This window comes from Paenibacillus sp. FSL R5-0923, from assembly GCF_038009145.1.
In the GTDB taxonomy this organism is placed as follows: Bacteria; Bacillota; Bacilli; order Paenibacillales; family Paenibacillaceae; genus Paenibacillus_AQ.
Window position 1 is genome coordinate 1 of sequence record NZ_JBBPAT010000001.1, and the last position, 26,911, is coordinate 26,911.

Consider the following 26,911-nt stretch of genomic DNA (forward strand, 5'->3'; position numbering starts at 1 on the left):
TGTCGTATGCGGGAACATATCCACCGGAGTTACCTCCACTGTCTTATATCCACCATCCTCGAGCACCCGCAAGTCTCTTGCCAGTGTCGATGGATTACATGATACATACACCACACGCTCCGGCTTCATCGCTAGAATCGTCTCCAAAAGTCGCGGATCGCAGCCCTTACGCGGAGGATCGACCACGATAACATCTGCCGTAACCCCCTGCTCTTTCCAGTTCGGGATTACATCTTCAGATGCACCTACCTCAAACACCACGTTATCCATACCATTCAAAGTGGCATTCGACCGCGCATCCTCAATCGCTTCGCGTACAATTTCCACACCGTAGACCTGCTTAGCATGCTGTGCAAGGAACAATGAAATCGTACCTATCCCACAATAAGCATCTATAACAGTCTCGTTACCCGTAAGCCCAGCATATTCCACTGTCTTACCATAGAGGACCTCGGTTTGTGCCGGGTTAACCTGATAAAAAGAACGGGCAGAAATCGCGAATTTCACATCGCCGATATAATCGTAAATAACATCGTTCCCCCAAAGGGTACGGGTTGTATCTCCAAAGATTACGTTTGTCTGCTTAGTATTCACGTTCTGGCAGATGCTTGTTACGGCTGGGATTTCGCGGCGGATCTCTGCTATCCATTCGTCAACATTCGGAATACGGTCACCGTTCGTAACAAGGACAACCATCATTTCACCAGTACGGAAAGCTACCTTTACTACGACATGACGCAGTAAGCCTTTGCCAGATTCTTCGTCATAAGCAGTAATGCCAAGCTTGCGTCCGATATCTTTCACCTTGCGTACAACGTCATCATTATCTTCATGCTGAATTAAGCATGTTTCCATATCGATGATGCGGTGACTGCCGCGCGCGTAGAAACCACCCACAAGTCCGCCTTCTTCCGTTACGCCAATTGGCACCTGAGCTTTGTTGCGGTACCGCCAAGGCTCGTCCATGCCCAGCGTTGGGCGGACGAGAATGCCCTCTGTCTGAGCCGCCTCAGCGTCTCCGCCAGCAGCCCCACCATTCACCCGGAGCTTCCCAATCCGCTCCAGGTTGTCCACCACCAGCTGCCGTTTCCACGCCAGCTGCGCGGTGTAGTCCATATGCTGCAGCTGGCAGCCGCCGCATTGGTCATAGATCTCGCAAGGCGCCGCAATGCGGGCGCTGCTCGCCTCTACTAAATTCAGCAGCTTGGCGTAGCCATACTGCTTCTTAGTCTTGAGCACCTTTGCCCGGACCTTCTCCCCGGGAAGGGCTCCCTGCACAAAAAGGGTAAAGCCTTCAACGCGGCCTACCCCTTCACCTTCATGGGTCATGCCGATGATATCGAGCATAACCTCATCATTTTTATTCACAGGCAGTCCGGCGACAGGCGCCTTGCCGACTGGGCGGCTGGTGCTGCGTCCACTGCGGTGTTTACTCATTATTTATAGTTCACTTCTTTCATTATCATCGCTGTATAAACCCAATTAAATGTCTTCAATCATTATCATAACTATATATCCCACAATCATCTACAATCGCTCTTAGCTCAGTTATTCTCAGCAAAAATCCGCAAATGCTGTGGCAAAATCCGGAATCGCCCTGGCAATTCTCCACCCAGTTCGCCGTCCAAGTTCAATTGGACATGTCCTGGAGAGATTACATCCATCGCATCCGTACGGAAATAAATAACCTTCTTATCATTCAAATGCTCACCACGAAGAGCCAATCTGACCAAACGGACAAACTCTGCCAGGTTGCATTTTTTAACCGCTATAACATCTAATAGACCGTCATCGATCCGAGCGCCGGGAGCAAGCTTTTCGAAGCCGCCAACAGAATTCGTATTTGCAATCAGGAACAGCATAAACTCATCATGAATAACTTCCTGCCCATTGGCACGAATGATTAGTTCCTGAGGAGATAGGCTGACCATTTTTTCAATACCTTTTAAATAGTACGCAAGCTGCCCAATCATGGTCTTCAGCTTACTAGGAACTTCATATGTCAGTTCGGTTAGACTACCGCCGCCTGCTATATTAATAAAATAACGGTCATTTGCCTTACCGATATCAATCGGACGTGTCTCTTGGCGAATGATCAGATCACAGGAATCTTCCCAGTTCTTCGGGATCCCCATTGCACGTGCAAAATCATTAGTAGTACCAAGCGGCAAAACGCCGAGCGGGGGAAGATTAGGCTTCTCCGCCATACCATTAATAACCTCATTTAAAGTGCCATCGCCACCGGCTGCTATGATCAAATCATAACCGCGTTCTACTGCATCTGCAGCAGCTAGCATAGCATCGCCTTCTCCGGTTGTTGCATGGCAGGTAGCTTCAATGCCACCAATATCCAGCCGGTCCAAAATATCGGCGAGCCGCTTCTTCATTTCTTCCCGTCCAGAAGTGGGATTATAAATCAATCTCGCAGTTTTCATTACCGGAACGCCACCTGTTTTTATAATAGAATAACCTAATTGATTATACCTAATTCGGACCACTACAATCAATGTTAAAGGCCCTTTCATGCAAATATTCCATTATACAGCAATTAATGACACTAAGTTTAGAGAAAAACAACTATTTATATGTGTATGCAACAAATCCCGTATTATCCACGGTTGTGGCCACTTTTTTTATGATTAAGTGTGCTCAAGGGTAGGTGCTTTATCGTTTCAATCGAATCTGTTTGAGGAGTGTCTCTACCTGTCTCTCAATCCAATGCGGAAGAAGGGGATGGGGCAGAAGCGTTTGACCAGAATACTTATAGGTTAACCCCTTAAGTCTGTTCGGAACCACATGCTTAGTAAAATAGCCTTCACTCAAAAAAAGCGGCGCCACCAGAACCTCGTGACCCTGCTCCTGCCAATACTCTACCTTGCTTCTTATACTATCCGGACTCAGCAGACCATAGTCGGCCGCCGCTACGCCACTTACCTCACGTACACGTCCCGCCAGCGAAGATATACCTTTCTGCCAGCGCTGCCGGAAGCCATCATATACACTGCCATGACCCACAAGCAAAATCGTCTCTCGCATCGGTTCCGTAGACAGCTCACGTAGCTTGTCCCAGATCATTACAGCGATGTCTGGATCATCGTCGATAGGATAACCGTAGTGAACTTTAGCCTTCACTGAGAACAGCGCTAAATCCGTCTCACGTTCAGGCTCAGGTTTGGCGCCAAGTGCATATTCTATCTCATCGACATGTGTGCTTCCTGAGGAAACGAACAATGGGATCACAATAATATCTGTGATCCCTGCGTGCTCCAGCTCATTTATTCCATCTTGAATCAGACGGCCCTCTACCAGCTCTAAAAAAGAGACCACAACAGGAATCTCTTCACCTAGCGATAATCCGCTTACGGCTTCCTCTACGATTGACACCCAAGCCTTATCGCGAGAGCCATGACTGATAATAAGTACGCCCGGTACCATAAATTAGCGTCCCAAACGTTCCAGCGTTAATTTATATCCGTCATTGCCGTAGTTCAGGCAACGTTTTACACGGGAAATCGTAGCTGTGCTTGCACCTGTCTCTGCTTCGATCTGGTTGTAGGTGGAGCCTTTGCCAAGCATACGCGCTACTTCCAGTCGCTGCGACAGCGATTGAATCTCGTTCACAGTGCACAGATCATCAAAGAACACGTAACATTCTTCCATATTTTTTAACGTTAAAATAGCTTCAAATAATTGGTCGATACTTTTATCATTTAACTTCTTAAGTTGCATCAGCTTTTCATCCCCTAAAAGTTCTATCAGCATTAGTTTCTCTAATTAAGCTCCGTACAAAACTAGCTCCGGAAACATAAACCTCATGCGACTATCCTGCCTTTACTATATTGCACTGGAGCGCATTTTTCAAGCATTAACGATTTCACGCTGTAAAGAGTGAAATCGATGGACAAACGTCCACCCATGGCGCACACTCAATATGTACCAAACTACGTTTGTTTCTTCCTACATAAGAAATAGCACCTACACTATAGTACTACATAAGCGCCGAAAATCAAGCATGTACACGCTTTTTTCACTTCTTAAAGACGATTATAGGCATTCGCCCTTTTCCGCTCCTATCACGGGTAACCCGGGCATTCGTCTATACCGTATGTTCGCCCATGACATACAGTATAGCAAACCACTAACAAAGGAATGTGATATTATGCCTGATCATTACTATAATCATTCCCGCCGGAACCAGCGTTCACTGACCGATACTTATAATGCATCTGCTTACCCCGGGCTCAGTCCATATGCGCCTTCATCCCCCCCAGGAGAGAGCGGAATCCTTCCCGCTTTAGGAGCAGAAGCTGCCACTGAAACAGCTCTAGCGCTTCCTGCTGCTGAAGCTACAACAAAGGCAAGCGGCGGGCTTGCCGGATTGCTTAGCGGCTTAGGCGGATTAGGCGGCGGGGGCGGAATCGGTGGGAATATGGAGCAAATTAAAGGTATCATCGACCGAATGGGCGGTATCGACGGGATCGTAAACTCCATGGGTAAAGTGCAGAAGGTGATGTCCGGCTTCCAGCAGATGGCTCCGATGGTTAAGCTCTTCATGGGTAGCTTCGGCAAAGGAAAAGGAGCAGCAGGCGCACTGGCAGCCGAAGAGGATGCCGCAATGTTCAGTCCGAGTCGGCGCAAAAAAAGACGCTCCACCTCTGGGCGTCGTAAATCTACTACAACCACACGCCGGCGCTCTACTCCCTCTACCGGAAAACGTCGCCGCAAATAGCGGTGACGTTTTATTTTTACTTAAACCACCCACTACGCCGGAACCATCTGAACATACTAACACCCACCACCAGCATAAACAGCAGAACGCCAAAATACCCATACTTCCATTCGAGTTCAGGCATCACCACAAAGTTCATCCCATAAATTCCGGCGATCAGTGTCAGCGGCATGAATACGGTGGTGATTACTGTTAGTGTTTTCATGATCGAATTCATCCGGTTGGAGTTAAGAGAAATGTAGCTATCACGTAGATCCGCAGTCATTTCTCGATCCGCCTCAATCATATCCGACAGTTTTAACAAATGGTCATAGATATCGCCAAAATAAATCCGTTCCTCACCGTTGCTCTGGACATGCTGCGAATTCACGATCCGGTACATCAAATCGCGCATCGGCACAATCGTCCGCCGCATCTTGAGCAACCTTCCGCGCACATTAAACACTTGGCTCATCAAATCCTCCACCGACTCACTGCCGCCATTGCTCTCCAGATCCGCAAGCTCGTCCTCTAAACTATAGAGGCATGGAAAATACTTATCTACCAGCTTGTCCATTACAGTATATGCAGCCGCCATCGGACCACCCGACCAGCCTTTACGACTATGTATTTCACGCTTCACCTGCTCCCAAGCTTCATTCATCTCTGTTTTTTCCTGATGATGATAGGACACGAGGTAATTCGCACTCAAAAAAAGGTCAATCTCTTCAGCATCCAGCGTCTCTTCATTCAGCGCATGCAGCACAAAAAACTGTACTTCCTCATAATGATCCAGCTTCGGCCGCTGCAGCACATGCATACAGTCCTCAATCGCCAAAGGGTGAAAATGAAAATAGTGATCCAGCAGCAGCGTCTCTTCTGCCGTAGGTGTAGCAAAATCTGCCCATATCCATGCATAATCCTCCCGCCGGATATCCTGCAAAGGTATGTCTGTCAGCACCTCACCTGTATGCGTCACCGCAAGTGTACGTATCATAAATGTTCCTCCGCTTCATCTTCTTCCACGCATCTATTGTACCGCAAGAAGTGGAGTCTTCCAAAAATAACAAAAAAGAATCTCAGCCGAGAAGTCGTAGCTCTGAGGTTCCATTATTCAATAGCGTCCCATTCCGGAAAGGATGGAATACTCTTTAGTAAGTTTCGTTCAGCCTCTTCTCCCTCTGATCATTCGGCTCATAGTGTATATAACGACGCTCCTCAGATGGCGGGGATATAATGGATAGAGTAGATAGGGTTGGGTTGGGTTGGGTTGGGTTGGGTTGTCACCGAACTTAATCAAATCGTATCAAGTGATTTGTTTAAGGATTAGTTAGTTTAAATTCTAACCGCCGCCTAGATTCGACAGATGCACAAATAGCTACGTCCAGACATAAGCTCATAAGCACCTTATCCAAACTTTAACCACTCTCGGTTGTACGAGCTAGACTCTGCAAATCTTGGGCACTTATACCCTTCTTTATGCTTCTTCGACGTCATTCGCCAATTCAGGGGCATTTATCCCCCTCTTCATGCTTATACGACGCTATTTCACCAATTCTGGGGTATTTATACCCCTCTTGTTGCTTCTTCGACGCTATTTCGCCAATTCAGGGGCATTTATACCCCTCTTCATGCTTATACGACGCTATTTTACCAATTCTGGGGTATTTATACCCCTCTTTATGCTTTTTCGAGACTATTTCACCAATTCTGGGGTATAAATGTCCCTCTTTCCCCTTCTTCGACGCTATTTTTCCAATTCCGGGGTATTTATGCCCCTCTTTATGCTTCTTCTACGTAACTTAGCTAATTCTACGGGTTTAATACCGCTCTTTCCCTTCCAATCGCCGAATTCCACCATTTCTACGGGATTTATACCGCTCTTTCCCCTCCAATCGCCTAATTCCACCATTTCTACTGGATTTATACCGCTCTTTCCCCTCCAATCGCCGAATCCCGTCATTTCTTCGGGATTTATACCGCTCTCGCCCCGCACCACCCAAACAACAAAAAAAGATGTCCGCAGCCAAAGGCTAACTGACATCTTTTTATTAAAGGGATTTAAAAAATGATTTTGAAAATCAGACCGGCTAATACGGCACTGATTGGAATCGTAATAAACCAAGTAACTACAATACGTCCAGCTACTCCCCATTTCACGGCAGAGAAGCGTTTCGCAGAGCCAACACCCAGGATCGCTGAAGTGATAGCATGTGTGGAGCTGACTGGCAAATGAAGCAGTGTTGCCGAGAAAATAACGGAAGCCGCGGAAATATCAGCCGCGAAGCCGTTGATCGGCTCGATTTTGAAAATCTTCGTACCCATGGTCTTGATAATCTTCCAACCACCAATGGAGGTACCGAGTGCCATAGCCGTAGCCGCAGCAATCTTAACCCATAGAGGGATTACATCCATAGTCTCTTGGCGTCCTGATGTAACGAGGGCAAAGGTAATGATCCCCATCGCCTTCTGCGCATCATTCGTACCATGAGTAAACGACTGTAATGCCGCCGTCACAACCTGCATGGAACGGAAGCCCTTATTAACCGTATGTGGACTACGCTTTGCAAAAATCCATTTCAGGACTGTCATGATGATATAACCGATAACAAATGCAATAATTGGCGAGAAGATCAACCCCTCGACAATTTCCACAAATCCGCCCCAGTTAATATGCGACGAACCTGCACCCACATATACTGCACCAGCCAAAGCGCCGATCAGTGCATGAGAGGAGGAGGACGGAATTCCGAGCCACCAGGTGATCAAATTCCAAATAATCGCAGCAATCAGCGTGGCTATTATGATATCCAGACCATTTTCCAGCAACGTGGGGTCTGTGATACTTCCGCCAATTTTCTTAGCTACACCTGTAAACATCAAAGCTCCGACAAAGTTCATCAGTGCCGCCATAATAATAGCTGTTCGAGGTTTTAACGCACGTGTAGAGACAGAGGTAGCAATCGCGTTGGCCGTATCATGGAAACCATTAATAAAGTCAAACGCAAGCGCGAGAAATATAACAATTCCAAGAATCCATATCGATGTTTCCATATTCTAGTACCCCTTATGAGTTGCGCATGATGATCGATTCCAACATGTTGGCTACATCTTCACATTTATCTGTAGTGGTCTCGAGTCGCTCATATAATTCCTTGCGCTTAATCAGCTCAATCGGGTCCTTAACGGTTTCAAATAGAGCTTTGGTACAAATACGAAGGACTTCGTCCCCTTGATTCTCAAGGTCATTCAAACGGATCGTATATTCACGAATGGCCAGCAGCTTCTTCTGGGAAAGCAAATGAACCGCTTTTTGGATTTCATAAGCACACTGACGAAGGATTTCGGCAAATTGTACAATGTATTCATCCGGGTCAAGAAGGTTGTACATATAGAAACGTGAGGCAGATGCCTCCAAGCCATCAATGACATCATCCATGCTTGTAATCAAGTCCATAATGTCGTCACGCTCAAGTGGCGTAATGAACGTCTTGTTCAATTCCTTAATTACGGTGTGCGTGTAAGTATCACATTGGGATTCGTACTTCTTCATCTCTGCAGCGAAACTATCGACATTATTCTGGAGATCAGTGATATTCTGAGCAAAATAATCTGCAGCTTGGACAATGGTATCCGCCATATTTTCCAGCGTCTCAAAGAATATGTCCTTTTTTCTCAACTTCATTGTTTTAAACCCCTTTACATAATATTACCGTGAGTACAGAGTCACCCATATGTAAAAAGCATGAAAATGAATGACAACCCTTGTTATCTTAACATATCCGTAGAAGGTATAGAAGCTATAGAAATGAACTTTTTTACACTCTATTAACACTTACCCATAATTCCGAACACAAATCTGTATAACACTGGATATTCCGACTTTCTTAGGTTGCACTATCTGCTCCGCCATATACCACATGACTGCTAAATGAAGGTGCATTAGGGACGACCAAAATATGGGTGATTCCTGGATACATTAGCTCTTCTTTACCATCCTTCACAAACCGAATCACATCACCTGGCTCACGCGACCATCTGCCCTTTGTGACCTGTCCACGCTGAAAGAGCAGCGCTTCACCACCAAGCTCCACGTCAACCTGAAGTCTTCCAACATCATCAAGCACTTTATGATCGGAACCCATCACCATCACATTTGCAGCTTCTACTGGCTTATTGTTATTCAGATCCAAATGTGGCTTACCATTCACGTAACGCTGATAGGTCTGGAGCTGAGTATCGTATTTATAGTCAATTTTATAGCTTTTAAGTAAGAAGTTTATGCTAAACTCAGCGGCCTGTTCTCCGCCTGCCGGTATGTAATCTGGATTGTTAAAAAGATACCCTGGCACCTTCACACTTTTCTCATAACCCAGCTTCTCGGCACCTTCCCGCAGCTTCGCTGCATTACTGTAGAGATTATGGGGGGCTTTACGTGCTTTGTCCCGCCAGAAATAAGCTCCGGCACGACCGATTTCGTCCATATCTGCTTTTTTCTCTTTTTGCAAAATGGCATAAGCCGCGGGGCTCCCCCCGGCATGCACCGTCACACCACCATAGCTCTCGCCAATATCGAGCAGATAAGGGCGAATACTGCGAATCGGTCCGATTTTGACCACTCCGGTATGACTTTGAAAGATACCAATTAACCGCGTAATGCCACCTTCAGCAAGGACCTCATATAAAATATCCGCTTCACTCACCCCCGACTGTGGCCGGGCCGCTGGAGCATTATTAATCATAACAGCTAAGGGACGCGGGAGACTGTTTTCAGAAACGGGAAGACCTGTTAATCCGGAAACGAGTTCAGCAGATGGATCTGCAGTAGGCGATGGCTGGATCGTTTCAATAGGCGCGGGATCTGCTGTAGGTTGCTGTGTCGGGGCAATTACATTATTTGCACTCTCTGTTCCGCAAGCGGAGAGCAATAGGGTACTTAGTACAAGGGCAGATAATAGACGGGAAGAAGAGCAGTTTACTTTCATAAGCTTGTAGTTCCTCCTAAACGTTTTATGTATCTTAACTGGTTTCTTCCATTTAATCACAGCCAGTCCCATTTGTCTTGATCCGCTTGCATCAAGTGTAATCGACTTCAGCGTCCTTATTAGGACGATATACGTTTAAGCGAGAAATATAAGGATAATGCATAGCGTGAAACTTTTACTTTCTTATATTTAAAAAAAGAGCACAGCCGATCTCCGGCTGTACCCTGCGTGTATCTATCCATTTAGTCTAGCTTCCAGCAATTGAGGCTTAATGTCCCATATTGATACGCTTGAAATATTCGCTCTGCCTTCCTTCTGCCATCCGCTGTTCCCATCGCATAAAAGAGAGGTGCGAAATGCTCTCTTCCGTAAGACGGAACCGCATCACGAACATGCGGAGCTTTTTTCTCATAAGCAAACAGTGAAGGTAAATCCCAAGATTCTAACCCCTTGGCAATCCACGCATCGAATTCAAGCGCCCACTCTTCAGGCTGATCACTTTCATTAAGCATCCGCAAATTGTGAACAAGTCCACCGCTTCCTATCAGCAGTATGCCTTCGTCACGCAGAGGGGCTAACATCCGCCCGATATTGTACTGTTCTTTGGGAGAACGTAGTGAATCGACGGATAAAGCGACTACCGGAATATCGGCTTTCGGAAACATTTTTTTCAGTATTACCCAGACTCCGTGATCGAGTCCTCGCCCCAGAACGGGCTGATGTGAAAGATTGTTACCCTTAAAGAGCTCGGAAATCCGCTTGGTTAGAGCTGGATCGCCTGGGGCTGGATAGGTCAGCGTATACATTTCTTCAGGGAATCCGTAGAAGTCATGTTGTGTTTCGTGCTTCTCATCCATGGTGAGTAGCTGTTCTGGGCTATCCCAGTGCGCTGAGAATACTACTATACCCCGTGGTGCTTCTAGTTCTTGACCAAGCCGCTCCAGAAAACGGGTATACTCGTTATCCTCCAGTGCGAGGAGCGGAGAACCGTGCGCGATAAAAAATGACGGTAATTTCATAGGATGCCAACCTCCATAACCCAGTATATGGTGTGCATCTTTATTTTACCGCTAATTTCAAGTTATTGCGAGTAAAGGTCCATCACCTATATCATCCAATTTTGCCACTCTGTCTGCACATGCTCCTGTTCGTTCATCCACTCTCTTGTCCGCTTTAGCAGCTGCTGCTGTGCTGGCCCAGAAGAAAAGGTATGATCACCTTGAAAAATGATCTCTTTATCGCATCGTCCCTCAGGACGTGTCCAGAATAATTTCTGGTAAAGGAATGCATAATCCACGGGGATGACATCGTCAGACGTACCATGAATGACGAGCACATCACCACTGAATTTACTAGCCTCTTGGAAAGGCTGGAAGGCCGCCAAAGAATTGAAATATACCGGTGTGAATGAGTAGCCCACGTAATCCGCCGATCCATTCTTCACCGATCGATCATAAGCCTCCCGCCCTACGATCTTCACAATATCATTGAAGGGGTAACCCACGGAGGCCCACAGCACGAGATTCTTCACGCGGCGATCACGAATACTTGTCAGAAGTGCAACCGCCCCACCCAGACTATGGCCAATAAGCGTCACACGCTGTGGATCCACATCGGCAGAGCTAATTCCGTAATCGAGCACCGCTCTAGTCTGAGCGATCATCGACTCCATATCCTCCCCGCCGTAATTACCGCTGCTCTCGCCGCAGCCCGCATAATCAAATCGAATGACCATATACCCATCTTGCGCCAGCTCACGAGCTGCTTTGACAAATATCCGATCGACTCCAATCCGGTTACCCACAAATCCATGGCAGATTACAGCTAATGGCAATCTGTCCTTGCAACGTGTGGAAGTTCCCTTCTCTTTACTCGGATAATGGATGCTCGCTGTCAATTCTTCGCCGTTATGCCGAATTACAATATTCCGTTCCATTGCCGTAACCTCCTATATTTAATCATTATTTTAATTTGTTAGAATTCCGATTAACTTAGTATGAATTATATTCTTATTATAAAGATTTCGTTCATATTGTCAACAGGAACGGGACAGATCTTAGTAATTTGCAAGAGCAAATTCGGAGTATAAACCGGAACGTCAAACAGCCAGTCTCCAAAATAATGAAGACTGGCTGTTTTTCAATCGCATGATGAGCTTCCAGGGCCGTCAATCAATCATAGCTGTCGTTAAACATCTCATGGGTTTCTTGACTGCCTTCCCAATCCTTAAGCGCACCCTCTGTTGCTGGTTCTTCTGTGGAATTCCACATGCTGAATCCATCAGAGCCGCCCCAATCCCCCATTGAATGATTGGGCGTAGGCTCGAAACCGTTGCCCATGACACTGTCCTGTTCTTTCTTGTTCTCATGTTCCATAAAGCTCCCAACCTTTCCCAAAGCTATATTGATCAAGCAACAACATTATCAGTGTTCACTCTTATAAAAGGATTATGCATAGAAAAATAGAAATGCTTGTCCTTGCGCTGACCTGTCAGGCAAACGTATACTCTAGGTTAAAGACTATACCGATTAACACTACTGGAGGTTTACATCCCTATTATGAAAGTGAAAGATATGATTAAGGAAAATAACGCCCTGCGTGAGCAGATGACGCCTTTCAATCGATCCTATTTTGAAGATATGATCCTGACGATGCGCGCCAGCAGGGTAGAAGCTCTCCGCGCTGAAGAACTTTTACTGGATGCAGCCAAGCTGCTTCTGAAAGAACAAAAAAAAGGTAAAAACGCTAAACAGGTGTTTGGCGAGAATCCGGATGATTATTTTAAAGAGATCATAGACAGCGTTCCCACACGCTCAGCACGCAGCAAATGGAACTATTACTTGATGATTCCCTGCGCGGCTCTAACCTGTTTGTTCGGGATCTTTGCTATAGGTGGACTCTTCTTGCAATGGACTAACGGATCACCTGGGATGTTCGGAGAGATTAGCCTCTTCACCCTCTTCGCTGTTGGGGCAGGTTCCATTATCTTGATAGAACTTATTATGAAATGGTTAACCTCCTTGTCTGAGGGGGATGCACCTAAAGCCAAGCCCTTTGATATCAAGGGCCTTGGCGTCTATATCGGAATCGCCGTAGTTGCCGTATTTATTGGCTTGTACCTCGACCGATTGTTTCCGGTCATTACTTTATCCCCGTGGGTAAGCTTAATTGTTTCCCTGATTGGGGCAATTGGACTAAAGTTTATATTTTTTAGAAAATAAAAGTCATGCTCCACCCATATTTCATCCGATAGACAGGGGGAACTTTCATGAATAAGAAGCAATATATTCTCTATTCTGTTCTAGCATTAACATTGGGACTAGGCGCGGTACCTATTGGAACGATTCAAGCTGAAGGCGCTGCCAGCCCTCCTGTGGGAGGCACTAAGGCAAATCCTTTGACAGCAAACAATAGTCATGCGGAGGCTATCTATAAAGCAGCATTGCCACTGTTGTCTTCCTCTAACAAGTTACCCGAAGCTATTAAATATTTGAACGCCAATATGTATGCGGTAGGTTCGTATCGTGCCACGATAATGACACTGAAGCTTGAGAATTTGCACAAGGCGGCGCTTCCGGCGTGGGAGAGCAAATTCAGTACCAGCAATGTCCAGCGGAAGCTCACCGCCATCTATAAAGCTGGCGCAAGTATGAAGACCCTTGCTGATGCCACAGAAGATCTCACTCTGCGCACACTGCTGAAGAGTGCCAGCGAAAATGGATATAAACTGGAGACCGCGGAAGGCACTTTTTTCCCGGTGATCGATTATGAGGCTTACCGCAAATATAAGCTTTATGTCACTGACGATATCAGCGCGTATCTATCCATTATGGCTACGGAGTCTGATCTGCCCTCCTCCAAGGATAACGGGCTGGTCATTGGTTGGACCGATGTAGCTGCGCGAGCACTATCTCAAGAGCAATTTATTCAAAATCATCCGAAATCGAACCGAATTTCAGCTGTGAAATCCTTATATTCTATCTATGTTAACAATACGTTTTACGGCCAGAATAACACGCCCCTTTTCCATTATGACAATCTTGAAATGGACTTGGAGGCGCAGAAAGCCTACTCTAGCATTCTCACCAAGAATAAAGACAACAGCCCATTCCTGCAGAAACTAGATGGCTTCATGAAATTGATGAAGGACAAAGATTATAAATTAACAGATGAAGTCGAACAATACCGTAAGACTGAATTACCTCTCTAGTATGATATACAAAAGGCCCGTCCCCATTCATTCTGGGACGGGCCTTTCTATGTTCATTAACGAAATGATTAAAGTGATGAAAGAAATTAAATAAGGATGTTAAAGAGATTGGAATCCTTATTGATTTCTACATAATCTACACCCTTCTGCTGCATCCGTTCGATAAGTGGTTCATAAGCTTCAATGGACAATAGCTCTATGCCTACAAGCGCGGGACCATTTTCTTTATCATGCTTCTTGATGTACTCGAAACGGGTAATGTCATCCTCTGGACCGAGAATTTCGTCCAAGAACTCACGCAGGGCACCTGCCCGTTGTGGGAAGTTCACCATGAAGTAGTGCTTTAAGCCTTCGTAAATCAGTGACCGCTCTTTGATCTCCTGCATACGGTCAATATCGTTGTTACCCCCACTAATGATACAGACGACCGTCTTCCCGCGGATTTGATCACGGTACTGATCAAGTGCTGCGATAGGTAAGGATCCCGCTGGCTCAACCACTATAGCATTCTCGTTATATAGCTCCAGAATGGTGGTACAAGCCTTGCCTTCAGGTACCATCACGATGTCATCCAGATGCCGGGAACAAATATCATAAGTCAGTCCGCCAACGCGCTTTACAGCCGCTCCGTCCACGAACTTGTTAATTTCTTTTAGCGTTACCACTTCTCCAAGCTTGATCGCTTCAGTCATTGAAGCAGCACCAAGCGGTTCCACACCAATCAACTTAGTGGATGGACTCACCGTCTTCACATAAGTGGCTATTCCTGCTGCCAGGCCGCCCCCACCAATCGTTACGAACATAAAATCCGCAGGGTGATCCAGGTTCTCCATTACTTCCATCGCAATTGTCCCATTGCCTGCAATAATTCTCGGCTCATCAAACGGGTGGATCAATGTCATTCCATGATCTATACAAGCTTGAAGCGCTTCATCATAAGCATCATCGAAGGTATCGCCCTTCAGAATGACCTCAACAAACTCACCGCCGAACCGTCGAACTTGCTTAACCTTCTGGTTAGGTGTAGTGCTGGGCATATAGACCTTGCCCTTAATTCCAAGTGCCTTACAGGAATAGGCTACACCTTGTGCGTGATTTCCTGCACTCGCGCAGACAATACCTTTAGCTCTATCTTCTACAGATAGACTACGAATCATATTATAAGCTCCGCGGATTTTAAAAGAACGGACAATCTGCAAATCTTCGCGCTTCAAATATACATCGCAATCATACTTGGCCGATAGTACGGCGTCACGCTGTAGTGGAGTCCGGATGATGACCTCCCGCAGTACGTGATGAGCCCGTACGATATCTTCCATTCCTACGATTCGGTCTTCCTCTTCTCTCATAACCCTCTCGCCTCACTATCATCTTTTCATTCTACTTCTTGTAAACATACTCTCCCAAAGACATTTTTTCAAGCATTGTCCGCTGTATGCAATACAATTATTGATACAAATCTTATACTTTCTTATACATGCAAAAACGCCTTCATCGTCCCTATAAGGACGGTAAGCGTTTATGCGAGAAATATAAGGTAATTTATAACGTGAAACAAATAAATTCTTATATTTTAAAAAAAGAGACTACAGGAATCTCCCATAGCCTCTTTAAGTTCATGTACGTCCAAGATCTGAATTCTACTAATCCTGTTGCTTCAGCATCCACTTCAGCAGATCAGGTAGGCTTGTCCACAAACGCGAGTGTACAATCACATATTCGATAGCTTCATTAGCGTCGCCCATTCCCACAAAATCCGGAAGGTTATGCGGCAATCTTTTGATCCCTAACAAATAATCCGGCACGTGCTTGTTCACATTCCGCGCTACGCGGTACAACATTTTCAGTTGGGAAGTAATCCCATTCTTCTTATATTCTAAGACCATCCGGTCGTAAGCTACTGTCGCCGCTGCGTCATTGCCGAACTTTTCCAGCACCTTTTCTGTCTTCTTGAGCTTGTTGGTGTAGAGATACGCAGCCGTTAAAAGGTAACGCGCACCTGTGTTATCTTCAGGATTCAGCTCTAAAATGTGCTCAAGTACTTTTTGTGCTTCTTCTGCATTTCCGCTAAACCAACAAGAATCAGCGTAGCTTTTGCAAATTCGAATGTATGGACGAGTCTCGTGGAGGTCCCAGAAATGTCCTTTGTGCTCAGCGAAAAAGGCTTCTCCAAGCTCACGTTCACCTGCATCCATCCCTGCTTTTAGAAAAGCACGAGCATCTGCTTCATTCTCTGCTTCCTCAGCCAAAATGAGATACGCATCCGGACTGTCCGGATAAACCTCTAATGCGGCTTCAGCTAACTGTATCCGGCGGTTGGATGAATTGGTTTGCATAGCCTTTTGTAATAGTGCTTGCTCCTGATCCTTCGGACTGCCTGAGATATTCAGCAAAAGTAATTCTTCTTCCGCACCACCCATGCCGTATTCCTCAATGTAATTGAGCATCTCTTTGACTTTTCTAGAGATGGTAGGCGTAGTAACCTCATGTTTGGTAGCAAGATCCGCTTGTGTTAGGGAGAAGCCATATTCTTCAGACAAAATAAATTCGATCGCCGCGCAGAAAGAGCCCATTTTCTTCACAGCAGGCTTAGTCTTACGGGAATAACCATTCCACAGAACTAGAGCTTCCCAAATAAGCTCTCTATCATAGCTTTCTCTCATGCTCTCAATAAGGTGCAGCGCCAGTTGTTCATGTGCTGGATGCTCCCAATTCAGATCACGTGACACTTTTTTTCTGAGCGTAGCAAGAGTTAGCTTCACTTCAGGTTGTGCTACGGGCTCCTGTTTCTCAGCCACAGTCTCGCTAGCTGCCGCTTCTTCCTTGTTTACAAGTTGCATGATGGACTCTACTGCAGAAGTTTCTTTACCAAGGCAGCATTTCTTATATTTTTTCCCGCTTCCGCAAGGACACATATCATTTCTTCCAATCTTACTCAAAACGAATTCCTCCTTAAATCTGTGAGTAGCCATTCGCCATAAGCGTATCGCTAGTATGCACTATAAGTATCATCATTTCCAGGCACGAGGCATCCTTTATAAGGTTACTTCACAAAGTCTGAAGGACTCCGATTTAAAAGGGCCTTCCCATGATCGGAAAGACCCTTATCTGTATATATCCGCACATTTTCCCCCGTACGTGTAGTATTATAGCACTTCTTCTATCACTTGTCAGTCCTTTTTTAGGACTTTAAGCGCAAAAAATGCTAGATACAGTTCTTTATCCTTATACCAATGCTTTCATAGCGATGTCGCTGCGGCTTTGTTTTCCGGAAAAAGAAATTCCTTCGGCTCTAGCGTAAGCTGCAACACGAGCTTCAGCAATCGTAGCACCTAGGCCTACCACGCCTAGTACCCGACCACCATTCGTCACCCAGCTTCCGTCTTCACCACGCGCCGTACCAGCATGGAAGATCAGCCCTCCTTGGCTGTCTTCAAGACCTTCAATCGGTACACCTTTTGGATAAGGGCCTGGATATCCTCCCGAAGCGAGAACTACGCATACAGCCGCTTCGTCGCTCCATTCAATGTCGATATCTGCAAGTCTGCCCTCTGTGACCGCCAGAAAGATTTCTAGCAAGTCGCTCTTGAGTCTAGGCAACACGACCTGAGTCTCAGGATCACCGAAACGAGCATTAAACTCAATCGTCTTTGGTTTCCCTTCAGGAGAAATCATCAGTCCCGCAAATAGTACACCGCTAAAGGGACGACCTTCATCCACCATAGCTTTTGCTGTCGGCTTAATGATGGTCTCGATCGCTTCTTGGATAATAGCCTCATCAATATGTGGTAAAGGCGAATAGGTACCCATTCCGCCGGTATTAGGACCTTTATCCCCATCAAATACGGGCTTATGATCCTGGGCAGCAGCCATAGGACGTACCGTCTCTCCATCGACAAAAGCCAGAATCGACATTTCCTGTCCAGCTAGAAATTCCTCAATAACAACCTGAGCGCCTGCCTCACCGAATACCTTAGTGACCATAATATCAGCGAGCGCTTGCTCTGCTTCTTCCAACGAATAAGCAACCGTCACGCCTTTTCCTGCAGCCAGACCATCTGCCTTGATTACGATCGGAAGCGGCTGTTCCCGCAAATAAGTTAGCGCAGCTTCATAGTCGTCGAACTTCTCATAGGCTGCTGTCGGAATATTATATTTATGCAAAAGATCCTTCATAAAGGTTTTGCTGCCTTCGATCTCCGCCGCATTCTTGCGTGGGCCAAACACAGGAATATCCTGTGCTTCAAAAGCATCCACAATCCCAGCAGCGAGTGGATCATCTGGGCCGATTACAACAAGACCTACTTCCTTCTCTTTCGCAAAAGCCGTCAGACGATCGAACTCAAATACTCCGATCGGCACACATTCGGCTAACTGCGCAATCCCGGCGTTGCCGGGTGCGCAATAGATTTTACCTGCCTTGGGGCTTTGGGATAGACTCCAAATCATCGCATGTTCCCGGCCGCCGCCGCCAACCACTAAAATATCCATCCGAATATGATCCTCCCAGTGCTCTAGTGTTTGAAATGACGGACGCCTGTGAAGACCATAGCAATACCATACTCATTAGCGACCTTAATTGACTCTTCGTCTTTAATGGAGCCGCCTGGCTGAATCACTGCAGTGATTCCTGCTTTTGCTGCCATTTCAAGCGTATCGCCCATTGGGAAGAACGCGTCGGAAGCGAGTACGGCTCCCTTAGATTTTTCACCAGCTTGTTCGATTGCAATTTTAGCTGCACCAACGCGATTCATCTGTCCTGCACCTACGCCAACGGTCATATCATCAGCAGCCAGCACAATCGCATTAGATTTCACATGCTTAACTACTTTCCATCCGAACAACAATTGTTTCAATTCTTCCTCGGTTGGTTTACGGTCCGTAACGACTTGTAGATCATCTGGGTTCACAGAGTGCACATCGCTCTCCTGTACAACCATTCCTCCATCAATAGAGGTAACTACAAAGCTGCTCTTACGCGCACTAGCCGTACTAAGGTTACCGATTTTGAGCAAACGGAGATTCTTTTTCTTCGTAAGGATTTCCAGTGCTTCTTCCGTAAAGCCTGGTGCCAACACGATTTCGAGGAAAATATCTTTCAGCAGGTTCGCTGTGTCTGCATCAATAATCCGGTTTGCTGCTACAATCCCACCAAAGATAGAAGTTGGATCCGCGTTGTAAGCTTTTTGATAAGCTTCGTATACACTTTCACCCACACCTACACCACAAGGGTTCATATGTTTAACCGCTACGACAGCAGGCTCTTCAAATTCTTTCACGATTTGTAGTGCTGCGTTAGCATCGTTGATATTGTTATAAGACAACTCTTTGCCGTGCAATTGTTCAGCCGCAGTGAGTGTATCCAGTGCCGCCAATGGCTTGCGATAGAACGCAGCTTTTTGATGCGGATTCTCGCCATAACGCAGATCCTGAATTTTCTCATAAGTCACGGTGTAGCGCTCTGGCAGAGGCTCGCCAGTAACGTTAGCCAAATAATCGGAAATCAAGGCATCGTAAGCCGCCGTATGGCGGAACACTTTTGCCGCAAGACGTTTGCGTGTTTCTAACGTTGTATCTCCACCTGCGCGAACCTCTTCAAGTACAGTAGCGTAGTCATTAGCATCCACCACTACACTCACAAAAGCATGGTTCTTCGCCGCAGAACGCAGCATCGTAGGTCCGCCGATATCGATATTCTCGATGGCTTCCTCGTAGGATACGTCAGGTTTTGCGATAGTTTCCGCGAACGGATACAGATTCACAACAACCAGATCGATGTAATCCAGACCAAGCTCCTTCATTTGACGCGTGTGCTCCTCGTTATCACGAACCGCAAGCAATCCGCTGTGTACAGCAGGGTGCAAGGTTTTGACACGTCCGTCCATGATTTCTGGGAATCCTGTCACATCGGAAATCCCGATAACTGGAACACCTTCTTTAGCCAAAAGCGTGCTTGTTCCACCTGTAGAGATAATTTCTACGCCTAATGCAGACAACTCGCGGCAAAAATCCACGATACCTTGTTTATCCGATACGCTGACTAGCGCTCTTTTGATACTCACTTTGAATAGTCCTCCTTCAGGTTGTACGTGCGATTTAATATGAAGAAAACCCACAACGCGACACATAACGCCGCTTATGCAATATTTCCCGAGAAATACCCTGAAACATCTCGGTCTGTCACCAAATGTCGATCCAAAACTTCGAATGGCTGCGGTGCAGCTTACTTTTCGCGGATAATCGTCTTTCTTCCACTCAGTTCCACTTTCCCGCTGGCAAAAGCGCCAACCACTTCGGGATACAGCTCATACTCAACCTTATGAATACGTTCTGCCAATGAATCGGCCGTGTCGTTATCCTGCAGGGCTACGCTGCGCTGAGCAATAACAGGCCCGGTATCCATACCTCCATCGACAAAATGCACAGTAACACCCGTCAGCTTCACGCCATAATCCAGCGCTTGTCCGATTGCATCTTTTCCTGCAAAAGCAGGCAGCAGCGATGGATGAATGTTAATAATTCGTCCAGCATACGGCGTTAAAAGCACTGGCGTAATAAGACGCATGTATCCTGCCAGCACAACCAGCCCGATTTCCCGCCGCTGAAGCTCTGCTACAATCTCTGCTTCGTAGAGTTCACGGCTGGCGAAGTCTTTTGGCCGCAGCAAGAGGGCGGGAATGCCCGCATCCTCCGCTCGCTTAGCTACAGGTGCCTCTGGCTTGTCGGATACAAGCAACTCAATATTGCCCTCACCAAGCAAGCCCGCTCTCTGTGCATCGATCAGTGCAGCAAAATTACTGCCTTGCCCAGAAGCAAAAACAGCGATTCGACTCCATTGCATCACACTTCAGCTCCAGTAAAGGTTACTTTGCGTTCCCCTTCTGTCACTTTACCAATGGTAAAAGCCTCTTCTCCGCTCGCTTTGAGCAGTTCAAGAGCATGTTCTCCATCAGCAGCACTTACAACCAGAACAAGTCCAATTCCCATATTAAAAGTAGTAAACATATCACGGTTGCTTACGTTTCCTTTGTTCTGCATCAATCCGAAGATCGGCAGAATGGGCCACGATCCGTAATTAATCTCCACATCTACACCGTCAGGCAATACGCGCGGGATATTCTCGATGAATCCGCCACCCGTAATATGTGCCATCCCTTTCACCGGAAGCTGCTCCAAGAGCGCCAGCAAAGGCTTCACATAAATCTTAGTTGGTGCAAGAAGTACATCCACAAGCGGAGCTCCAAGCTCCGGAAGCACATCATTCAGGCCATAGCCATCTTCCTCAAGCAAAAGCTTACGCACCAGTGAGAAGCCGTTGCTGTGCACGCCGCTAGAAGCTAAACCAATCACTGTGTCTCCAGCAGCGATGTTAGCGCCTGTTACCAGCTTCGCTTTGTCAGCAACGCCAACTGTGAATCCAGCGATATCATACTCACCCGCTGAATACATGCCCGGCATTTCAGCCGTTTCGCCGCCAATCAGCGCACAACCTGCTTGGTGACAGCCCTCTGCGATTCCTGCTACGATCGCTTCGATTTTCTCCGGTACGACTTTGTCGCAAGCCAGATAATCGAGGAAAAATAGCGGCTCCGCACCTTGCACTACAATGTCGTTCACGCACATAGCTACAGCGTCGATCCCAATCGTGTCATGGCGATCCGCAGCAAACGCGATCTTAAGCTTCGTGCCTACACCATCAGTTCCCGATACGAGCACTGGCTCTTCATATTTATCTTTATTGAGGCCAAACAGCGCTCCGAACCCACCAAGATCCGTCATTACTTCTGGACGGTAAGTACGTTTTACGTGCTTTTTCATGCGTTCTACCGCTTCATTACCAGCCGCAATATCCACTCCGGCGTTTTTATAAGCTTCCGACACTTGGGACACCTCATCTTTTAATAGTTTAGAGCGCGTTTGGGCGCATTCGGGACTAACTTCATTGGTGGTTATTGGAGTTATTACGAGGAATGTTTGGACTTCCGATCGCTGTTATGTTTGGATTTCCTGATTTAAACCGCTCATCGCGGTAGAAATCCAAACATAAAGGCGAACGCTAACGCTTCTACAGTTCCAAACTTCCTCTCCATAACTCCCTCCAACCACCGGGTTTCCCCTACTGCAAGCCGCAGTGCGCGCCTTGCACACGGACCTCAAGACCTCGGTGCATGAGCTGCGCCATGCACCTCCTTTAGCGAAACAAGCGGGTCCTGCATTTGCGCAGCAAACAGGGACGAGCTTGGCGAGCTGCTCTTGGCGCTTTTGGCGCAGCCGAGCGCCTTCCTTAGCGAGACTAGCGGGTTCCGCATTTGCGCAGCAAACAGGGACGAGCTTGGTGAGCTGCTCTTGGCGCTTTGGGCGCAGCCGAGCGCCTTCCTTAGCGAGACTAGCGACTAGCTTGGCGAGCCATTCCCGGCGGCGGTATGCAGCCGGGGGGCGGAGCGCCGTAAAGCGTGTCCCGTCCGTGCGTAGCACACAGGGACAAAGCGAGCACTCGTACCCAAGTCTTCTTAGCAAGTTATAACCCAACTCCTACCGCCGAGCTTTCGGGTGGCCGGAGGGCAGAGCCCTTCGGAATCCCCCTTTGCAAGGGGGACTTAGGGGGATGTCAACACGAGCAGCCATCTTTTTCCGCCCCGCCAAAATCAACCTGTGTCGGGTAATCATTATCGAAGCAGGAAAGGCATAGCCCGCCTTTGTAATCATCTTTGTTGTGACCACCAATGGAAGTGATTAGGCCCTCCGGTGACAAGAATGCCAAGGAATCGGCATTAATCTCTTCGCACATTTCCGCAATGGACTTGTACGACGCGATGAGATCGCGGCGGTCTGGGGTATCAATGCCGTAGAAGCAAGGATTCTTGAAGGGCGGCGATGTAATCCGCACATGAACCTCTACGGCTCCCGCTTCGCGGAGCAAATTGACGATACGCCGTGAAGTTGTTCCACGCACGATGGAATCATCGATCATGACAACACGTTTGCCATCGACCACACTGCGCACGGCGCTTAGCTTCATTTTCACACCTTGCTCACGCAGCTCTTGGCTCGGCTGGATAAAGGTCCGGCCTGTATACTTATTCTTGATGAGCCCAAGCTCATAAGGAATGCCCGTCTGTTCCGCAAATCCAATCGCTGCCGAGATACTTGAATCCGGTACACCAGTTACGAGGTCAGCATCTACGAAAGCTTCTAATGCCATTCGGCTACCCATCCGCTTACGGGCGGTGTGCAGGTTAGCGCCATTCATATCACTGTCTGGGCGAGAGAAGTAAATATACTCCATCGCGCATAGCGCTTTACGTTTTGGCTCGGTAAAACGGTCCTCTAACAGGCCATTTTTATCAAGCACGAGCAGTTCGCCAGGTTCGATATCGCGGACTAACTGTGCTCCGATAACTTCTAAGGCGCAAGATTCGGAAGCAAAAATATAGGCGTCGCCGATCCGTCCCATAACAAGCGGACGCAAACCATGGGAATCCGAAGCGACAATTAATTTGTCATTCGTCATAAGCAGAAAAGCAAATCCGCCAACCAGTTGTTTTAGCGCATCCTTAGCCGCTTCAACAAAATCCTTAGACGAACGCGCAATCAGATGCGCCAGCACTTCTGTATCACTTGTGGTTTGGAAGATCGATCCGCTTTGCTCAAGCTGTTTACGAATCAACGGTTCATTTACTATGTTACCGTTTGTAGCAATCGCCAAATCACCGTCACGATATTTGAATACGAGCGGCTGTGCATTAGTTAAGCGGCTGTCTCCGCTGGTGGAATAACGTACATGCCCGATGGACATGTCTCCAACCAGTGAGGCAATTTTGTCCTTGTCGAATACTTCTTTTACTAACCCCATCCCGCGGTGATAGTTGAAATCACGACCATCTGCTACGCAGATGCCCGCACTTTCTTCCCCACGGTGCTGTAAGGCGTGCAAGCCGTAATAAGACATGGACGCCGCTTCCGGGTGTCTGAAGACCCCGAAAACGCCGCATTCTTCTTTTAATGTGTCAAAAATATCTCCCGAGCCCGTTCCTTCATTGTAAAAGTCACCAGTCCACAGGATAGGAGTCTCCTGCTCTTTCCCGGTCTTTATTTCATAAGACATGGAATAGCATCCTCCCAAACGAATTTCAATTCTGCTACAGCTTCATCTAATACGGATGCACCGTCCAGATTCACGCGCAGTCTGTCTCCACCTACAGTTCCGATGATTTCCACTGGAACGCCGCTTGCAGCAATCGCTGCTTTCAGCTCTTCCGCACGTTCAGGCGCTGCCGTCAGCACGATACGTGATTGGCTCTCACTGAACAAAGCTACATCGGATCTAAGTCCATTAGCAGAAAGTTCAACGTTCGCACCAATACCACCACTGATACAGCTCTCTGCAAGTGCTACAGCAAGACCGCCTTCGGACAAGTCATGTGCTGAACGCACCAGACCGCCGCGAATCGAGGTAAGCACTGCGCTCAGCAGTGTTTTCTCAGTAGCCAAATCCAAAGCTGGAGGACGGCCTTCGGTTACACCATGAACAGCATATTGAAATTCACTACCACCAAGCTCAGCTTTTGTTACGCCTAGCAGAAGGATGGAATCCCCTTCTTGTTTGAAGCCTTGAGTCGTAATGTGATCCGTATCCGTTACTAAACCAACCATGCCGACAACCGGCGTTGGGTAGATGGATCCCGTCGTATTTTCGTTATAAAGACTGACATTCCCGCCGATAACCGGAGTATCCAGCACACGACAAGCTTCAGCCATACCATCAACCGCACGCTCCATTTGCCAGAACACATCAGGTTTCTCAGGGTTTCCGAAGTTTAAGTTATCTGTAATAGCTAGCGGTTCAGCACCGGAACAAACGATGTTACGTGCCGCTTCGCTGACTGCAATCCGTCCGCCCACTTCAGGATCAAGATAAACGTAACGACCGTTACAATCCGTGGTCATCGCAAGTCCTTTACGTGTACCATGAATGGTAACTACAGCCGCATCAGATCCAGGTCGAACAGCCGTACTAGTCCGAACCATGTAATCATATTGGTTGTATACCCAAGCTTTGCTTGCTACGGTTGGTGATCCAAGCACTGTACGCAGTGCGCTACCCAGATCTGTAACTTCCGCGTAACGAAGCGTGTCTACCGATTTATTTTCTACATAATAAGCAGGAACCTCAGATGGTTTGTTATACACTGGACACTCATCCACGAGCGCTGTTACAGGCATGTCGCCAACAACCTCACCGTGATGATACAGCTTCAAGCGACCATCATCCGTTACTTTACCTACCTTACAGCAGATTACACCCCAGCGATCAAAAATCTCTTGCGCCTGAGCTTCATCCTTCGGTTCTACTACGAACAACATCCGTTCTTGCGATTCCGAAAGCATCATTTCATAAGGGGTCATGCCGTCTTCACGTTGTGGCACCTGATCAAGATACAGCTCCAAACCATTACCAGCTTTACTTGCCATCTCTGCACTAGAGCAGGTAAGTCCAGCCGCACCCATATCCTGAATCCCAATAACAATGCCGCTGTCGATTAACTCTAGACAAGATTCCATAACGAGCTTCTCCATAAATGGATCGCCTACTTGTACAGCTGTACGTTTTGCTTCGGACTCTTCACTTAGTTCAACGGATGCAAAAGTAGCCCCATGAATCCCATCACGTCCAGTAGGAGGACCTACGTAGAAGACTGGGTTTCCTACACCTTTAGCGACACCACGCTGGATTTTATCATGATCAATCAGACCGACACACATTGCATTAACAAGCGGGTTACCGTCATAGCTATCATCGAACATGATTTCGCCGCCCACGGTTGGAATCCCGATACAGTTACCATAGCCAGCAATACCAGACACGACATGCTCGAACAAATATTTCACGCGATCGCTTTCCAGCTTGCCGAAACGCAAGGAATTCAGCAGTGCGATAGGTCTTGAGCCCATGGAAAAAATATCACGAATGATACCACCTACGCCTGTTGCCGCACCTTGAAAAGGTTCTACCGCAGAGGGGTGGTTATGACTTTCGATTTTGAATACAACCGCTTGGTTGTCTCCGATATCTACAATCCCTGCGCCCTCGCCGGGTCCCATCAGGACACGTGGTCCAGTAACTGGGAAACGTTTCAACAATGGCTTAGAGTTCTTGTATGCACAGTGTTCGGACCACATTACGCTGAATACGCCGATTTCAGTATAATTCGGCAAACGTCCCATAAAAGACTTGATGAGCTCATATTCGCTGTCCGACACACCGAATTGGCTGTAAATTTTCTGCTCTGCGATCTGTTCTGCGGTCGGTTCCTTAACGGATACTTGCTGCGTCATGACGATCCCTCCAAGTCTTCAGTATAGATGTGAACATTCGTTTCCCATCTTCAGATCCGAGCAAGCTGTTAGCTGCACGCTCAGGGTGAGGCATCATGCCAACTACATTCCCCTGCACATTACTAACACCCGCAATATCAGCGACAGAGCCGTTAGGATTATCGCTATATGTGAACACAATCTGATTGTTAGCTTTCAGTTCTACTAAGGTCTCTTCATCACAGTAGTAGTTTCCTTCGCCGTGAGCGATTGGGATGATGATTTCTTCATCCTTAGCATAATCAATAGTAAATGGGGTTTCGTTATTAGCAACCTTAAGCACTGTATCATGACAACGGAACTTCATGGACATGTTACGACGCAGCGCGCCTGGCAACAAACCAGCCTCAGTAAGAATTTGGAACCCATTGCAAATGCCTAGCACGAATTTCCCTTGCTCTGCTGCTTTAGCAACTTCAGCCATTACAGGAGCAAATCTTGAAATCGCGCCGCAGCGCAGGTAATCACCATATGAGAATCCGCCTGGAACCAAAATGCAATCATACGCCGACAAATCTGTCGCTGTATGCCACACATAATCGACTGGTTCGCCGAGACTGTCCTCTACCGCCTTGTAGCAATCAATATCACAGTTAGAGCCTGGGAAGACAAGTACAGCAAATTTCATGTCGT

At 47.2% G+C, this 26,911-nt stretch carries 25 protein-coding genes; 3 read left to right on the forward strand and 22 right to left on the reverse strand.

The features are described 5' to 3' along the window. The 4 genes from rlmD to MKX35_RS00020 all read right to left on the reverse strand — a co-directional run. Nucleotides 1-1,437 (reverse strand): 23S rRNA (uracil(1939)-C(5))-methyltransferase RlmD (rlmD, locus tag MKX35_RS00005; RefSeq protein WP_341043648.1); only part of this gene is annotated, 1,437 nt, incomplete at its 3' end. Between the two features lie 107 nt (nt 1,438-1,544). Then, nucleotides 1,545-2,435, reverse strand: a complete 891-nt coding sequence (locus MKX35_RS00010; RefSeq protein ID WP_042184783.1) for a diacylglycerol kinase — start codon at nt 2,433-2,435, stop codon at nt 1,545-1,547. Nucleotides 2,436-2,664: 229 nt separating this feature from the next. Next, nucleotides 2,665-3,435 carry a sirohydrochlorin chelatase gene (locus MKX35_RS00015; protein ID WP_076300205.1) on the reverse strand — a complete coding sequence of 257 codons (771 nt, stop codon included), beginning with the start codon at nt 3,433-3,435 and terminating at the stop codon, nt 2,665-2,667. A gap of 3 nt (nt 3,436-3,438) precedes the next feature. After that, entirely contained in the window at nt 3,439-3,729 is a 291-nt protein-coding gene (locus MKX35_RS00020) for a YerC/YecD family TrpR-related protein (RefSeq protein WP_019913624.1), read from the reverse strand. 430 nt (nt 3,730-4,159) lie between these two features. Between MKX35_RS00020 and MKX35_RS00025 the strand changes: the two genes are divergently transcribed. Next, entirely contained in the window at nt 4,160-4,729 is a 570-nt protein-coding gene (locus tag MKX35_RS00025) for a hypothetical protein (RefSeq protein ID WP_076300204.1), read from the forward strand. A 16-nt stretch (nt 4,730-4,745) separates the two neighbouring features. Here the strand turns inward: MKX35_RS00025 and corA are convergent, their stop codons facing one another. The 8 genes from corA to MKX35_RS00065 form a co-directional block, all read right to left on the reverse strand. Then, nucleotides 4,746-5,705: a magnesium/cobalt transporter CorA gene (gene corA / locus MKX35_RS00030; protein WP_042184779.1), complete on the reverse strand. Its 960-nt coding sequence runs from the start codon at nt 5,703-5,705 to the stop codon at nt 4,746-4,748. A 750-nt stretch (nt 5,706-6,455) separates the two neighbouring features. Next, a complete protein-coding gene (locus tag MKX35_RS00035) occupies nt 6,456-6,707 on the reverse strand; it encodes a hypothetical protein (protein WP_341043651.1) in 252 nt (83 codons plus the stop codon). A 62-nt stretch (nt 6,708-6,769) separates the two neighbouring features. Continuing rightward, a complete protein-coding gene (locus MKX35_RS00040) occupies nt 6,770-7,762 on the reverse strand; it encodes an inorganic phosphate transporter (protein WP_076300202.1) in 993 nt (330 codons plus the stop codon). A 13-nt stretch (nt 7,763-7,775) separates the two neighbouring features. Continuing rightward, nucleotides 7,776-8,393, reverse strand: a complete 618-nt coding sequence (locus tag MKX35_RS00045) for a DUF47 domain-containing protein (RefSeq protein WP_042184774.1) — start codon at nt 8,391-8,393, stop codon at nt 7,776-7,778. Nucleotides 8,394-8,595: 202 nt separating this feature from the next. Then, nucleotides 8,596-9,693, reverse strand: coding sequence for a DUF3048 domain-containing protein (locus tag MKX35_RS00050; RefSeq protein ID WP_076300201.1), 1,098 nt, complete (start codon nt 9,691-9,693; stop codon nt 8,596-8,598). A gap of 242 nt (nt 9,694-9,935) precedes the next feature. After that, nucleotides 9,936-10,712: a DODA-type extradiol aromatic ring-opening family dioxygenase gene (locus MKX35_RS00055; protein ID WP_076300200.1), complete on the reverse strand. Its 777-nt coding sequence runs from the start codon at nt 10,710-10,712 to the stop codon at nt 9,936-9,938. A gap of 86 nt (nt 10,713-10,798) precedes the next feature. Continuing rightward, entirely contained in the window at nt 10,799-11,629 is an 831-nt protein-coding gene (locus MKX35_RS00060; RefSeq protein ID WP_042124053.1) for an alpha/beta hydrolase family protein, read from the reverse strand. A gap of 235 nt (nt 11,630-11,864) precedes the next feature. Next, on the reverse strand, nt 11,865-12,068 hold the full coding sequence (locus tag MKX35_RS00065) for a hypothetical protein (protein WP_042184766.1): 204 nt from the start codon (nt 12,066-12,068) through the stop codon (nt 11,865-11,867). A 183-nt stretch (nt 12,069-12,251) separates the two neighbouring features. Between MKX35_RS00065 and MKX35_RS00070 the strand changes: the two genes are divergently transcribed. Together MKX35_RS00070 and MKX35_RS00075 are read left to right on the forward strand one after the other, a co-directional pair. Further along, on the forward strand, nt 12,252-12,914 hold the full coding sequence (locus tag MKX35_RS00070) for a DUF1129 family protein (protein WP_076286938.1): 663 nt from the start codon (nt 12,252-12,254) through the stop codon (nt 12,912-12,914). A gap of 47 nt (nt 12,915-12,961) precedes the next feature. Beyond that, nucleotides 12,962-13,903 carry a hypothetical protein gene (locus tag MKX35_RS00075; RefSeq protein ID WP_081382993.1) on the forward strand — a complete coding sequence of 314 codons (942 nt, stop codon included), beginning with the start codon at nt 12,962-12,964 and terminating at the stop codon, nt 13,901-13,903. An 86-nt stretch (nt 13,904-13,989) separates the two neighbouring features. On the opposite strand, the gene ilvA is transcribed toward MKX35_RS00075, so the two are convergent. The 10 genes from ilvA to purQ form a co-directional block, all read right to left on the reverse strand. After that, nucleotides 13,990-15,252, reverse strand: a complete 1,263-nt coding sequence (gene ilvA, locus MKX35_RS00080; RefSeq protein ID WP_076300199.1) for a threonine ammonia-lyase IlvA — start codon at nt 15,250-15,252, stop codon at nt 13,990-13,992. Between the two features lie 294 nt (nt 15,253-15,546). Beyond that, a complete protein-coding gene (locus tag MKX35_RS00085) occupies nt 15,547-16,842 on the reverse strand; it encodes an SEC-C metal-binding domain-containing protein (protein WP_076300198.1) in 1,296 nt (431 codons plus the stop codon). Between the two features lie 286 nt (nt 16,843-17,128). Further along, complete coding sequence (gene purD, locus MKX35_RS00090) at nt 17,129-18,394, reverse strand: phosphoribosylamine--glycine ligase (protein WP_076300197.1); 1,266 nt, start codon at nt 18,392-18,394, stop codon at nt 17,129-17,131. A 23-nt stretch (nt 18,395-18,417) separates the two neighbouring features. Then, complete coding sequence (gene purH, locus MKX35_RS00095; protein WP_076121669.1) at nt 18,418-19,965, reverse strand: bifunctional phosphoribosylaminoimidazolecarboxamide formyltransferase/IMP cyclohydrolase; 1,548 nt, start codon at nt 19,963-19,965, stop codon at nt 18,418-18,420. A 161-nt stretch (nt 19,966-20,126) separates the two neighbouring features. Continuing rightward, nucleotides 20,127-20,744 carry a phosphoribosylglycinamide formyltransferase gene (gene purN, locus MKX35_RS00100; RefSeq protein ID WP_076286942.1) on the reverse strand — a complete coding sequence of 206 codons (618 nt, stop codon included), beginning with the start codon at nt 20,742-20,744 and terminating at the stop codon, nt 20,127-20,129. Further along, the gene (gene purM, locus MKX35_RS00105) at nt 20,744-21,784 is read right to left on the reverse strand and encodes a phosphoribosylformylglycinamidine cyclo-ligase (protein WP_076300196.1); all 1,041 of its coding nucleotides are present in this window, start codon (nt 21,782-21,784) and stop codon (nt 20,744-20,746) included. The genes purN and purM overlap by 1 nt, the downstream gene beginning before the upstream one ends. Nucleotides 21,785-21,895: 111 nt before the next feature. Further along, nucleotides 21,896-22,378: a hypothetical protein gene (locus MKX35_RS00110; RefSeq protein ID WP_341043663.1), complete on the reverse strand. Its 483-nt coding sequence runs from the start codon at nt 22,376-22,378 to the stop codon at nt 21,896-21,898. A 133-nt stretch (nt 22,379-22,511) separates the two neighbouring features. After that, nucleotides 22,512-24,008: an amidophosphoribosyltransferase gene (gene purF, locus MKX35_RS00115; RefSeq protein ID WP_076300194.1), complete on the reverse strand. Its 1,497-nt coding sequence runs from the start codon at nt 24,006-24,008 to the stop codon at nt 22,512-22,514. Continuing rightward, the gene (gene purL / locus MKX35_RS00120) at nt 23,993-26,239 is read right to left on the reverse strand and encodes a phosphoribosylformylglycinamidine synthase subunit PurL (protein WP_076300193.1); all 2,247 of its coding nucleotides are present in this window, start codon (nt 26,237-26,239) and stop codon (nt 23,993-23,995) included. Before purL ends, purF begins: the two co-directional genes overlap by 16 nt. Then, on the reverse strand, nt 26,217-26,906 hold the full coding sequence (gene purQ / locus MKX35_RS00125) for a phosphoribosylformylglycinamidine synthase subunit PurQ (protein WP_076300192.1): 690 nt from the start codon (nt 26,904-26,906) through the stop codon (nt 26,217-26,219). Before purQ ends, purL begins: the two co-directional genes overlap by 23 nt. Nucleotides 26,907-26,911 lie beyond the last annotated feature (5 nt).